This window comes from Amycolatopsis pretoriensis (assembly GCF_900107925.1).
Classification (GTDB): Bacteria; Actinomycetota; Actinomycetes; order Mycobacteriales; family Pseudonocardiaceae; genus Amycolatopsis; species Amycolatopsis pretoriensis.
On record NZ_FNUJ01000013.1, the window covers coordinates 249,943 to 261,568 of the forward strand.

Consider the following 11,626-nt stretch of genomic DNA (forward strand, 5'->3'; position numbering starts at 1 on the left):
ATCGACGCTTCCGAGGCCGACCGGAGGCACCGCCAAGCAGCTCGGCTGGCTACCGCCGAAACCCGCCTAATTGATGGAGATGGCGCGCGCCAAGCGGCAGACCGCCCGGCGCCACCACGCGCCGACCGGCCCATAACCCCGTCGGCCCACCAGGCTGGGCTGCTCGACGCCCTGTGCAATCAACACGATCGTGGGTACTCACTCGTAATGGTTGTCCGAGCCCAGCTCCGCGCCGAGCTGCGAGACCGGCTGATCACCGAGCACATCGCGCGGTGTCACGCCTGTTGGCAAAAGCGCTCGAACAACTGCGTCAGCACATCGAAGCCGATCAAGGCTTTCCGCGGCTGAAGGTCATGGTGACCGTGGTCCCCGCCGCGGTCGCCTCGATCACGGCAGTCGCGGAGAGGGCACGGATCAGCGGGAGCCCGCGCCCGTGCAACGGGCCCGGCCGGGCGGCGGGTTGCCACCGACCGCGATCGGCCACGATGACGACGACGCTGTCGCCGCGAATCGATGCCAGCAGGTCGAGGACGCCGGCCGCGCTCCGGTACGCGTGTACGACGACGTTGGCCATCGCCTCGTAGACCGCCAGCTGCAGCGCCTCATGCGTCTCCGAGCTAAGCCCGGAGCGCAGAGCCCACCCATCGAGCTGTTCGCGGAGCGTCGCCAGCTGCTGCGGGGTGGCGGGAACGGCCCTGCGGTGAAAGTCCGCGTCCGACCGCTGCCCTTCTGCCGCCGAGCCTCGAGGAGGTGGATCGAGCACGTCGACGGTCACCGTGCGAGCGCGTCGGCCCGGGTCGGGACGACGTTCAACGCCTCCGACAAACCGGTCAGCTCGAGAGCGCGAGCGACCGTACCGCCCTCGGCAGCCACGACCCGGATGCCCGCGGTCAGGCCGGCACCCCGGTGTGCCCTGAGCAGGATCGTCATACCGATGGACGCGAGGAAAGTCACCCCGGTCAGATCGATGACCAGCAGCTTCAGCTCACTCTCGAGAGCAGCAGCGACCGCGGCGTCCAGGACCGGAGCGCTGAGCAGGTCGAGTTCACCGTCGACTTGCAGGACGAGCGCGTCGTCCGATTGGTGCGTCGTCACTCGCAACAGATCCTGAGGGGGGACCCGACCGGTCACGCGCGCTCCTTCCGACACCGCCCCGGCAAGGGCTTTCCCGATAGCGACACTGGTCAAACGTGAAGATTTGGGGACTACGTCACTCTTGAGGGCGAATCCAGGCCGTTACCCGGAGCGCTGATCACGCTGACCCGCGCTCTTGAAAGCTCAGAGCCAGCCGCTGGTTTCGGCGCGGCGGGCGGCTCGGGGTGAGGCCGAGCGCGCCCGTGATCGAAGCGATCACGCATCGTTTGCAAGGAGAATAGATGCGGATTTTCCAGCCGTATCGCCGGCACTACGGTGATCCGATGACGCGCCGAGCGGTGAAGATCGCGGCGGGGAGCGGAGTGGCCGTCCTCGTACTGGCCGCGGTGGTTCGCCGCGACGTTCGGCGCCGCGCTGGAAACCGGGCTGTCCTCCGGCTACACCGTCGCCCAGTACTTCGGCTGGGAGTGGGGCAAGCGCGTCGCCCCGCGGCGGGCCGCCCGGTTCCACACCGTCGTCCTCGCCAGCGTCGTCCTCGGCGCCGCACTGCTGCTGACGACCATCGATCCGGTGCAGCTCACCGAATACACGCTGCTGCTGTCGGCGGTGGTGCTGCCGCTGACCTACCTGCCGATCCTCGTGGTCGCCAACGACCGCGCGTACCTCGGCGACCAGGTCAACGGCCGGGTCCGCAACATCCTCGGCGTCGGCTACCTCGGCGTCATCCTCGTCGCGGCGGTCGCCGCGATCCCCCTGATGATCATCACGGGAGCCGGCCAATGACCACACCCGACCCGCTGCGGATCGACTTCCACCTCCTCGACCGCCAGATCCTCGACCTCGCCGGCGCCAAAGTCGGCAAGGTCGACGACGTCGAGCTCGCCGTCGGCGAGGACGGCCGGCTGGGGGTCGTCGCGTTGCTGGCCGGGCAGGTCGCGCTCGGCCGGCGGATCGGCGGCCGGTTCGGGCACTGGCTCGCGGCGGTCGCGACGCGGCTGCGTGCCGAAGAGACTCCTGCGCCGCTGCGGATCCCGTTCGAGCACGTGACCGAGGTGGGCAGCCACATCACCTTGTCGCTGCGCGGGGAAGTCCTCAGCGAACCGCCGCTGGAGACCTGGCTGCGCGACCACCTGATCGGCCGGATTCCGGGAGCCCGCGATGCGCGCAAGTGACCTGCTGGGCGCGACCGCCTACGACGCGGAGGGGCGGCGGCTCGGCCGCATCGCCGACCTCATCGCCGGCGTCGACCCTGCCGGCGCACCGGTCATCCGGGCCGTGCTGGTCGCGCCGAACCGGCGCGTCCGGCTGCTCGGCTACGAGCGGGACGAGATGAGCCGGCCGTGGCTCATCGACCGCATCGCCAGGTGGGTGCACCGCGACCTGCGCGAGGTTTCCTGGGACGACGTCCGCTTGACGCGGACGTGAATCCTCGGTCGGTGAGATCAGCCCCTGCGGACCTGGCGATTTGTGCCGTGGAACATGTGGGCGGCGCGTCCGGGTCCGGCTTCGGCGGAGCTGCCTGGTTGCCGTGGATCCACAAGCAGGTCGGGTACGGCTCGCACGGGTTCGGTGAGGTCTGCGCTGCGGCCGGGCCGGAATTCAGCAGGGCGATCGTCAGCGCCACTGCAGGCTCCGGTCGGGTGGTTTCATGCAGGTTGGGGCGATCATGCAACGGTCTGCCGGTGTGGTCTCGTATGTACCGGTGAGAGGGGTGATCGTGGCCGATCGATGGGAGTTCAGCCAGATCGCACAGGACCGTGCCGTCATCTGGCGGCGGGAAGCGTTCCTGATGTGCGGTGACTGGGCGCTGGCCGAAGACCTCGTGCAGACGGCGTTGCTGCGTCTCTACACACGCTGGCAGCGCATCGACCCTGGCGGCGTCGATTCCTACGCCCGCCGGGTCATCGCCCGGCTGGCGATCGACGAGTCCCGCCGCCCCTACCGCCGCGCCGAGCTGCGCCACGAACTACCGGACACACCTGCCGCGAGCGCGGAGCACGCGGACGCACTCGACGTCCGCGCCGCCCTGCAGCAGGTGCCGCCACGGCAGCGTGCGGTCCTGGTGCTGCGGTACTTCAGCGACCTCACGAGCACTGAAGTCGCGAAGGTGCTGCGCATCTCCGAAGGCACCGTGCGATCGCAGACCGCGCGCGGTCTCACCACACTCCGGCAGCTGCTCGGCGAACCCGCGACCGGCCCGGCCAAGGGGAGCACCCGATGACCACCGAAGAAAAGGACCTGCTGGTCCGGGCACTCGGCGCCGACGAACCACCGTTGCAGCTGGACCTCGACGCTCTCGAGTCCCGAGGTCAGGCTCGCCGGCGGCGCCAGGCGCTGCTCGGCGTCGCTGCCGCTTTGGTCGGCGTTGCAGGAATTTCCGTTGGTGTGATGGTCGTCGCCGGCGGTCACAGCGCCGTCGACTCTGCCGCCCCGGGCAGCCCGCTCGCGCCGACCGAGCGGCAGATCGGCTACTGCTACCGCACCGCCGACATCGGCAGCACCGCACCGAACCAGCACATCGCGATCGGCGTCGGCGGCCGGGACGGTCGCGTCGACCTCACCGCCGACATCATGCAGATCTGCGTCGACAGCTGGCAGTCGAACGTCTACGACTTCCAGCCGCGTCAACCAGGAGCCACCTCCTACCGGATCCCGCAGCTCGTCGCGTGCGTCCTCACTTCGAAGGCCGTCGGCGCTACCGAAGGTGCCGTGGGAGTGTTCCCGGGCACCGCGAACACGTGCGCGGAGCTCGGCCTGCCGGTCGCGCAGCTGTGATCCGCTGACCGGGACGCCGAACGAAACCTCTGATGGCAATGACCAATGCCAGACCACCCTGCACTGAGCTTTCGGACAATCCTGGAGCAATACCGGCCGGCCGAACAGAGCGGCTCCTCGGACAAGTCGGGCTGCGACAACGGCAGCACGACCGCGGACATCTGGGGAACCGCCGGGCTCGTTTTGTCGAGCGTCGCCCGCAGCCGGACCGGCGTCACGTGCGCCGGTGCGGTCGCCGTGGGCGCGTTCCTTTAAGACTTGGCGAATTCGGTGACGAGGGCGTGCAGCTTCTCCGGCGTTTCCAGCTGCGGCAGGTGCCCGGCATCCTCGATCACGACGAACTTCGCGTCCGGCAAGGCATCGCTGTACGCCTTGCCGTGCTCGGGTGGCACGATCCGGTCCGCGCGGCCCCACACCACCAACGCCGGCGTCGTTGCGGCCGGCAGGCGGCCGAGCAACGTCGGGTCGGCCATTGTCGTGCCGCCGTAGACCTGCAAAGCCGCTCGGTTGGCGGCCATCGCCGCCTGGCGCTGTGGTGGCAACGTTGCCGGGTCGATGCGGAACGCGTCCGGGTTCGCGTAGCTCAGCTCGGCCACCTGGTCCATCGTGAGGCTGAAGAAGTCCGCGATCGGCGCCTGCGGGAGGTCCAGGCCGACCGCGTCGACCAGCACCACCCCGGCGACCCGCGGGGAACCCAGCAGCGCCAGCTCCGCGGTGATCCACCCGCCGATCGAATTGCCGACCACCGTGACGCCGGACAGGTCCAGCTCGTCCAACAGCGTGGAGTACAGCTGGGCAAGCCCGCTCATGGTCGTCAAGGCTTCCGGCCGCTCAGTGCCCTCGAAACCGGGGTGGACCGGCACGAGCACCTGGAAACCGTCCGCGGCTAGGCGCTCGGCGAACGCAGTCACCGACGCCGGCCCCGCGCCGCCGTGCAGGAGCAGGAGCGGGCGGCCGGTGCCGTACTCGGTGTAGGTGACGTCGACCGGGCCGGAATCTTCGAGGTCGACGTGCTGGATGTCAGTCATGGGTGTGCTCCTGGGGGTTGGGGACGGGCTCGGTGGCGTAGGCGCGCATGACCTCGGTCAGCGCTTCGGGTGTCGGCGTGCGGCCGCCGGCGATCAGGTCGCGCAGGTCCCGGAAGTAGTTGACGTACAGGTCCGGGGTGAAGGTGTTCAGCATGACCGCGGGCTCGTCGCCGGGGTTCGCGAAGGTGTGCGGCGCCCCGGGCGGGACCATCACGAGCGTGCCCGCCGTCGCGTGGTGCTCGCGTGTGCCGACGGTGAAGGTCACCCGGCCGGACACGACGTAGAAGCCTTCGTCGTGCTGGGCGTGGCGGTGCTGCGGCGGCCCGGCGGTGTGCGGGGCGACGACGATCTCCGCCATGCCGAGCCGGTGTTCGGTGGTGCTGCCGTCCTCCAGGATCCGCACCCTCGTGGTGCCGATGCCGATCGACTCGCCGTCATCCGGTCCGACGACCGATACGTCCGCCATGCCGCGCTCCTAGTCCGGGGATCCGACACCAACCTACTTACGAGAGTTCACTCGCGCAAGTAGACTCTCACTAGTGGTCCGGCGGACGGCGGCGGGCCCGAGGGAGAATCGGACGCGAGCGCCGGGAGAACAGGAGCGGGATGCCCACGACCAGCAAACGCGACCGGGTCAGCCGGGCCGAGCAGAAAGCGCGGACCCGCGCCGCGATCGTCGACGCGTGCCGCACGCTGATCGCCTCCGGCCGCATGCTGACCATGCCCGAGGTCGCCGAGCTGGCCGGCGTCTCGGAAGCGACCGCCTACCGCCACTTCTCGGAGATCGTGGAGCTGATCAACGCCGCGCTGGTCGGCATGTGGCCGACCCCCGCCGAGGCGCTCGAGCCGGTCGCGGGCAGCACCGACCCGGCGGACCGGCTGGAGTTCGCCACCGAGGTCCTGCTGCGGCGGGTGGTCGCCTACCAGGGGTCCGTCCGCGCGGTGATCGCCGCGACGGTCGTCAACCCGCCCCGCGCGCGAGCCCGGCCCGGCTTCCGCTTCGGGCTCATCGACGAGGCACTGGACCCGGTCGTGCCGACGAGGAACGGGAGCCGGCTGGCCCAGCTCAAGCAGGACCTCGCGGCCGTCGTCAGCGCCGACGCGTTCTTCTCCCTCACCGACCTCTGCGGCCTCGACACCGAAGCGGCGATCGCCAGCCTCCGGCGCACGGCACGGACGCTGGTGACGGCCGCTTTGCCCGAACTCACGGAGGACCGCGGTGACGCGGCACCCGGGTGAACCGGCTTGCGGCGCAACGGACGAGCCCGCTGAGACCACCGGACGCTGCTTCGCGGTGCGGCGCGCGTGGCCGGTCCCGCGGAGTTGACGTCGACGGGCAGCCGACGAGCGCGGGAGGTCACCGTGGCCGGGAAGTTCGAGGTCTACCAGGACAAGGCGGGCAAGTACCGCTTCCGCCTCAAGGCCGGCAACGGCGAAGTCGTCGCTTCCGGCGAAGCCTACGAGAGCAAGGCAAGCGCCCGGGCGGGGTGCGAGGCGGTGCAGCGGGCCGCCGCGGGAGCGGCGATCGTCGAGACGGACTCCTGATTCCGGGACCGGCCGGAACCGGAACGGGCGCCTGACCGACTATCTGGTGGTGGACTGCGCAGTTTTCCGGGAATCGCTCTCCGCCGCGCTCGACGGCGAGCCCGGCCCCGTGCCCGAAGCCGAAGTGGAGCGTCACCTCGGCGGGTGTTCCGCGTGCCGGGCCTGGCAGGAGCAGGCCGCCCGGCTGCGCCGGTCGATGGTGCGGCAGGCACCGGCGGTGCCCGACCTCACGGCCGCGATCCTCGCCACCGCACCGCCGCCGGCGCGCGAGAAGTGGGCGGCACGGGTCGCGCTCGCCCTCGTCGGGCTCGTCCAGTCCGGGCTGGGGTTCGCGGAATTCCTCGTGCCCGGCGACGGCCACGCCGGGCACACCGGCGCCCTGCCCGCGATCCACCTGAGCAACGAGAGCGCGGCCTGGAACCTCGCGCTGGGCATCGGATTGCTGTGGGCCGCCCTGCGTCCGCGCGCGGCGGGAGCGCAACTGCCGTTGTTCGGCGGCTTCGCGCTCGTGCTCGGCGTGGTCTCCGCGGTCGACCTCTCCGACGGCGAAGTGGGCGCCGGCCGGCTGCTCACCCACGGCTTCCTGGTCGTCGGAATCGTGTTGATGGTGCTGGTGCACCGGGAACACCGCCGCCGGCCCGCCCCGGCACCGGTCAGCGCCGACGCGCTGGACAACGGCGACGACGTCCGGCTCCCGGAGCACGACGCGCCGGCGTCGCTCGCGCCCGTCCGCCCGCGCTTCCCGCGGCGGCCGGCCGGCCGCCACCGCGCGGCCTGAGGCCGGCCGCGGGCGCCACCCCTTCCCCGATCCCGTTTCCCCGGCTACCATTTCGGCTCACTGGGAGCGCTCCCAGTCGTCTCGGGCGCGGCGATGACGTCACTTCACAGTCGTTCGAAGGAGAACGTGCATGCGAAGCAGGACAGTGGCCGCCGGGGTGCTGGCCGCCCTCGCCGGGAGCGTGGTCGTCGTCGGCACCGGCGCCGAAGCCGCCGGGTCGCCCTTCTACGTCGACCCCACCACCAACGCCGCCCAGTGGGTCGCCGCCAACCCCGGGGACTCGCGCGCCGCCGTCATCCGGGACCGGATCGCCGCCGTGCCGCAGGCCAAGTGGTTCACCACCACCAACACCTCGGCCGTGCGCGGCGAAGTGGACGCCTACGCCGGGGCCGCGGCCGCCGCCGGGAAGATCCCCATCCTGGTCGTCTACGACATCCCCAACCGCGACTGCGGGGGCGCGAGCGGCGGCGGGGCGCCGTCGCACGATGCCTACCGGGCCTGGATCGACCAGGTCGCCGCCGGCCTGGCCGGGCGGTCCGCGGCCATCGTGCTCGAACCCGACGTGCTCGCGCTCATGACGAACTGCCAGAGCGGCGACCAGCAGAGCCAGACCACCGCGTCGATCGCCTACGCGGGCAAACGCCTCAAAGCCGCGTCCTCCCAGGTGAAGGTGTACTTCGACATCGGGCACTCCGCCTGGCTTTCCGCGGGTGACGCCGCCGCGCGGCTGCGGGCCGCGGACGTGTCGAACAGCGCCGACGGCATCTCCACCAACGTCTCCAACTACCGCGCGACCGCCGACGAAGTCGCCTACGACAAAGCGGTTCTCGGCCAGCTCGGCGACTCGCGGCTGAAGGCCGTGGTCGACACCAGCCGCAACGGCAACGGGCCGCAGGGCAGCGAGTGGTGCGACCCCGCCGGACGCGCGATCGGCACCGCCAGCACCGACCAGACCGGCGACAGCGCGATCGCCGCGTTCCTCTGGGTCAAGCCGCCGGGCGAGGCGGACGGCTGCCTCGCCGCCGCCGGCCAGTTCGTGCCCCAGCGGGCCTACGACCTCGCCGTCGCCGCCGGGCCGGTCCCGACCACCACCCCCACGACGCCGACGACGCCGACGACGCCGACCACCACGCCCACCAGCAGCACCCCGCAGCCCACCGGTGGGTGCACGGTGACGCACCGCGTGGTCAGCACGTGGTCGACGGGGTACACCGGCGAGATCGTCCTCGAAAACCGCGGCGCGCCGGTCACCCGGTGGACGCTCACCTTCTCCGCGCCCGGGGTGACCGTCAGCCAGGGCTGGAATGGAACCTGGACCGACACCGGTGACGTCGTCAAGGTCGACAACGCCGCCTGGAACGGCACTCTCGCCACCAACGCGACCGCCACGATCGGCTACAACGCGAGCTACACCGGTTCGGCACCGCCGTTCCAGGCCCCGACGCTCAACGGGACGTCCTGCAGCTGATCACCGAGCCGCGCGGGCGGCCCGAGCGGCCAGGTCCGCGAAGGCCGTCCGCAGCTCGGGTGGACCCACGACTTCGAGGTCGGCGTCGAACCGCGCCAGGCTCGCGGCCAGCGCGGCCCACGACCAGGACCCCGTCCGCAGCCGGGTCTTCCCCGGCGCGACCTCCTCGGCGACGCCGTCCCCGGCGAACGGCGCGACCGCGGCGAGCGGCAGGTCGAGGGCCACTTCGCCCCGGCACGGCCAGGCGTCGGCGGTGGCGGACCCCTTGAACCGGGCGGCGAGGAACGTCCCGACGTCGCCGCCCGGTACCTCCCGCGGCGTGAACCGCGGGCCGTTCGGTACGCGCAGCGCCATCCGGTCGGCGCGGTAGGTGCGCCAGTCCTCGCGCCCGGCGTCCCAGCCGACCAGGTACCAGCGGCCGTTGCGGACCACGAGGTGGTGCGGCTGCACCTGGCGCCGGCGCGGCGGATCCCCGTAGTCGAACCGCACTTCCTCGGTGGCCCGGATCGCCGAGCTGAGCGCGAGCAGCACGTCGGTGCCGACCTGCGTCGAACGCCGGTCCGCGGTGATTTCGAGCTGGTCGACGCGCTGCCGCAGGCGGGACGGCATGACCTGGCGGACCGTGGCCAGCGCCCGGGCGGCGGCCTCCTCGATGCCCGCGCCGGTCCCGACCGCGATCCGCAGCGCCACCGCGAGCGCGACCGCCTGCTCTTCGTCGAACAGCAGCGGCGGCATCTGCCGGCCGGCTTCGAGCCGGTAGCCACCGTCCGGTCCCTTGACCGCCTGGACGGGGTAGCCGAGCTCGCGCAGCCGGTCGACGTCCCGGCGCACGGTCCGTTCACTCACGCCCAGCCGGCCGGCGAGCAGCGCGCCGGGCCAGTCCCGGCGGACCTGCAGCAGGGACAGCAGCGAGAGCAGACGACCCGAGGTCGCCGTCGAAGAGGCGGTCGGCACGTCTTCCATGGTGCCACGAGAAGCGGACGTTCCCTGACCGCTACTGCTGACAGTGTGGCTCTCGTCGGACCACCACTCGCAAAGGAACACCATGTCTCTCACCACTTCCGCCCACCTCAACTTCACCGGCCAGGCCCGGGCGGCCCTCGAGTTCTACGCGTCGGTCTTCGGCGGCCAGGCCACCGTCGTCACCTACGGCGACTTCGGGATGCCCGCCGAGCTGCCCGACGCGGGCAAGGTGGTCTTCGGCCAGGTCACCGCGGACAACGGCTTCCGGGTGCTGGCCTACGACGTCCCGGGCACCGACGGGCCGGCCACCCCGGGCGCGCCGACGACCCGCCGGGAGAACGGCACCACGATCACGAAGGAACCGTTCTTCCTGTCGGTCCGCGGGGAGACCGTCGACGAGGTCGCGCCGTTGTGGAAGGGGCTCGCCGAGGGGGCGACGGTCATCGAGGAGTTCGGCCCGGCCCCGTGGGCGCCCGCGTTCGGCATGCTGGCCGACCGGTTCGGCGTCACGTGGATCGTCGACGTCGCCCAGGGCTGAGCCGCCTCGCGGTGGGGCGCGAGCCGCGTCCCACCGCGACCGACCGTTGGAGAAAGCTTTGCAAACCCGTCCCCTGGGCCGGACCGGCATCCAGGTCAGCACCTACACGCTCGGCACGATGATGTTCGGGCCGTACGGCAACCCCGATCCCGACGCGTGCGTCCGCATCGTCCACCGCGCCCTCGACCACGGCATCACCACCATCGACACCGCCGACGTCTACGGCGGCGACGGCGAGAGTGAGCGGATCGTCGGCCGGGCCCTGCGCGGCCGCCGCGACGACGTGGTCCTGGCGACCAAGGGCAACGGCCCGATGGGTGCCGGCCCGAACCGGCGCGGCAACTCGCGGCGCTGGATCGTCTCCGCCGTCGAAGGGTCGTTGCGCCGCCTCGGCGTCGACCACCTCGACCTCTACCAGCTGCACCACCCCGAGCCCGGCACCGACATCGAGGAGCCGCTGAGCGCGTTGACCGACCTGCTGCGCGCGGGGAAGGTGCGCGCCATCGGGCATTCCAACCTGCCGGCGTCCGACATCGTCGAGGCGCAGTGGGTGGCGGAACGGCGTGGCCTGGCACGGTTCCGCACCGAGCAGCTGCACTACTCGATCCTCAACCGCGGAGCCGAACGGGAAATCCTGCCCGTCTGCCAACGCCACGGCCTGGGCGTGCTCGTGTGGAGCCCGTTGTCGATGGGCCTGCTTTCCGGCCGGTACCGCAGAGAAACGGCCTCGGCCGGGCGCCTGCACTGGGTGCCGCGGCACCTGACCGACCAGCGCAAGCTCGACGCCGTCGAAGCGCTCGTTCCCCTGGCCGACGGGGCCGGGATTCCCCTGCGGCACCTGGCGTTGGCGTTCGTCACCGCGCACCCGGGAGTCGCCTCGGCGATCATCGGGCCCCGCACCGAGGAGCAGCTGGACGACCTGGTCGCGGGCGCCGGCGCGGCGATCGGGGACGACCTGCTCGACCGGATCGACGAGGTCGTCCCGCCCGGCACCGACCTCGGCCCGATCGACGTCGCCTGCGAACCGCCGCACCTGCGCCGGGCCCCGGGCTGATGCGCCCGGCCCCGGCGCTTGGCAGACTGTCGGCATGGCCGAAATCGAGGGTATCGACGTCACCGCCGCGCCGAGCGGGACCGGCTGCGCGGAATGCCTCGCCGCCGAGGGGTGGTGGGTGCACCTGCGGCGCTGCGCCCAGTGCGGCCACATCGGGTGCTGTGACAGCTCGCCCGCGCAGCACGCGACCGCGCACTACAAGGCGACCGGGCACCCGCTCATCCGCAGCTTCGAACCGGGCGAGGACTGGTTCTACAGCTTCGAGACGGGCGAGGCCTACGACGGCCCCGCGCTGGCGCCGCCGGAGCACCGGCCGGACACGCAGCCGGTCCCCGGGCCCGAGGGCCGCGTGCCGGACGACTGGCAGACGCACATCCACTAG

At 71.7% G+C, this 11,626-nt stretch carries 17 protein-coding genes; 12 read left to right on the forward strand and 5 right to left on the reverse strand.

Going from position 1 to position 11,626, the window contains the following annotated elements; genetic code table 11:
• Nucleotides 1–328: 328 nt before the first annotated feature.
• Together BLV96_RS43325 and BLV96_RS43330 are read right to left on the reverse strand one after the other, a co-directional pair.
• Entirely contained in the window at nucleotides 329–775 is a 447-nt protein-coding gene (locus tag BLV96_RS43325) for an ATP-binding protein (protein ID WP_244180915.1), read from the reverse strand.
• Nucleotides 772–1,131 carry an STAS domain-containing protein gene (locus tag BLV96_RS43330; protein ID WP_086678223.1) on the reverse strand — a complete coding sequence of 120 codons (360 nt, stop codon included), beginning with the start codon at nucleotides 1,129–1,131 and terminating at the stop codon, nucleotides 772–774. The genes BLV96_RS43325 and BLV96_RS43330 overlap by 4 nt, the downstream gene beginning before the upstream one ends.
• A gap of 390 nt (nucleotides 1,132–1,521) precedes the next feature.
• Between BLV96_RS43330 and BLV96_RS43335 the strand changes: the two genes are divergently transcribed.
• From BLV96_RS43335 to BLV96_RS43355, 5 genes are all read left to right on the forward strand, one after another.
• Complete coding sequence (locus tag BLV96_RS43335) at nucleotides 1,522–1,878, forward strand: divalent metal cation transporter (protein ID WP_244180923.1); 357 nt, start codon at nucleotides 1,522–1,524, stop codon at nucleotides 1,876–1,878.
• On the forward strand, nucleotides 1,875–2,267 hold the full coding sequence (locus tag BLV96_RS43340) for a hypothetical protein (RefSeq protein WP_086678224.1): 393 nt from the start codon (nucleotides 1,875–1,877) through the stop codon (nucleotides 2,265–2,267). The genes BLV96_RS43335 and BLV96_RS43340 overlap by 4 nt, the downstream gene beginning before the upstream one ends.
• Nucleotides 2,254–2,520 (forward strand): PRC-barrel domain-containing protein, encoded by a 267-nt coding sequence (locus BLV96_RS43345; protein ID WP_086678225.1) that lies wholly within the window; start codon nucleotides 2,254–2,256, stop codon nucleotides 2,518–2,520. The genes BLV96_RS43340 and BLV96_RS43345 overlap by 14 nt, the downstream gene beginning before the upstream one ends.
• A gap of 292 nt (nucleotides 2,521–2,812) precedes the next feature.
• Nucleotides 2,813–3,316: a SigE family RNA polymerase sigma factor gene (locus BLV96_RS43350; RefSeq protein ID WP_425266217.1), complete on the forward strand. Its 504-nt coding sequence runs from the start codon at nucleotides 2,813–2,815 to the stop codon at nucleotides 3,314–3,316.
• Nucleotides 3,313–3,870 carry a hypothetical protein gene (locus tag BLV96_RS43355; protein ID WP_086678227.1) on the forward strand — a complete coding sequence of 186 codons (558 nt, stop codon included), beginning with the start codon at nucleotides 3,313–3,315 and terminating at the stop codon, nucleotides 3,868–3,870. The genes BLV96_RS43350 and BLV96_RS43355 overlap by 4 nt, the downstream gene beginning before the upstream one ends.
• A gap of 251 nt (nucleotides 3,871–4,121) precedes the next feature.
• On the opposite strand, the gene BLV96_RS43365 is transcribed toward BLV96_RS43355, so the two are convergent.
• Both BLV96_RS43365 and BLV96_RS43370 read right to left on the reverse strand, forming a co-directional pair.
• Nucleotides 4,122–4,898, reverse strand: coding sequence for an alpha/beta fold hydrolase (locus BLV96_RS43365; protein ID WP_086678229.1), 777 nt, complete (start codon nucleotides 4,896–4,898; stop codon nucleotides 4,122–4,124).
• On the reverse strand, nucleotides 4,891–5,364 hold the full coding sequence (locus BLV96_RS43370) for a cupin domain-containing protein (RefSeq protein WP_086678230.1): 474 nt from the start codon (nucleotides 5,362–5,364) through the stop codon (nucleotides 4,891–4,893). The genes BLV96_RS43365 and BLV96_RS43370 overlap by 8 nt, the downstream gene beginning before the upstream one ends.
• Before the next feature lie 140 nt (nucleotides 5,365–5,504).
• Here BLV96_RS43370 and BLV96_RS43375 point away from each other — a divergent pair, with 140 nt between their 5' ends.
• The 4 genes from BLV96_RS43375 (at nucleotide 5,505) to BLV96_RS43390 (ending at nucleotide 8,689) form a co-directional block, all read left to right on the forward strand.
• Nucleotides 5,505–6,137 carry a TetR/AcrR family transcriptional regulator gene (locus BLV96_RS43375; RefSeq protein ID WP_086678231.1) on the forward strand — a complete coding sequence of 211 codons (633 nt, stop codon included), beginning with the start codon at nucleotides 5,505–5,507 and terminating at the stop codon, nucleotides 6,135–6,137.
• A 66-nt stretch (nucleotides 6,138–6,203) separates the two neighbouring features.
• On the forward strand, nucleotides 6,204–6,443 hold the full coding sequence (locus BLV96_RS43380) for a YegP family protein (protein WP_244180916.1): 240 nt from the start codon (nucleotides 6,204–6,206) through the stop codon (nucleotides 6,441–6,443).
• 49 nt (nucleotides 6,444–6,492) lie between these two features.
• On the forward strand, nucleotides 6,493–7,221 hold the full coding sequence (locus BLV96_RS43385) for a zf-HC2 domain-containing protein (RefSeq protein ID WP_244180917.1): 729 nt from the start codon (nucleotides 6,493–6,495) through the stop codon (nucleotides 7,219–7,221).
• A gap of 145 nt (nucleotides 7,222–7,366) precedes the next feature.
• Nucleotides 7,367–8,689 (forward strand): glycoside hydrolase family 6 protein, encoded by a 1,323-nt coding sequence (locus BLV96_RS43390; protein WP_086678234.1) that lies wholly within the window; start codon nucleotides 7,367–7,369, stop codon nucleotides 8,687–8,689.
• On the opposite strand, the gene BLV96_RS43395 is transcribed toward BLV96_RS43390, so the two are convergent.
• Nucleotides 8,690–9,643 (reverse strand): helix-turn-helix transcriptional regulator, encoded by a 954-nt coding sequence (locus BLV96_RS43395; RefSeq protein WP_086678245.1) that lies wholly within the window; start codon nucleotides 9,641–9,643, stop codon nucleotides 8,690–8,692. It abuts the gene before it with no gap.
• Nucleotides 9,644–9,734: 91 nt separating this feature from the next.
• Here BLV96_RS43395 and BLV96_RS43400 point away from each other — a divergent pair, with 91 nt between their 5' ends.
• The 3 genes from BLV96_RS43400 to BLV96_RS43410 are packed head-to-tail and all read left to right on the forward strand — an operon-like array spanning nucleotide 9,735 to nucleotide 11,626.
• Nucleotides 9,735–10,190 carry a VOC family protein gene (locus tag BLV96_RS43400; protein WP_086678235.1) on the forward strand — a complete coding sequence of 152 codons (456 nt, stop codon included), beginning with the start codon at nucleotides 9,735–9,737 and terminating at the stop codon, nucleotides 10,188–10,190.
• 58 nt (nucleotides 10,191–10,248) lie between these two features.
• Nucleotides 10,249–11,244, forward strand: coding sequence for an aldo/keto reductase (locus BLV96_RS43405; RefSeq protein ID WP_086678236.1), 996 nt, complete (start codon nucleotides 10,249–10,251; stop codon nucleotides 11,242–11,244).
• Between the two features lie 34 nt (nucleotides 11,245–11,278).
• Nucleotides 11,279–11,626 (forward strand): UBP-type zinc finger domain-containing protein, encoded by a 348-nt coding sequence (locus BLV96_RS43410; RefSeq protein WP_086678237.1) that lies wholly within the window; start codon nucleotides 11,279–11,281, stop codon nucleotides 11,624–11,626.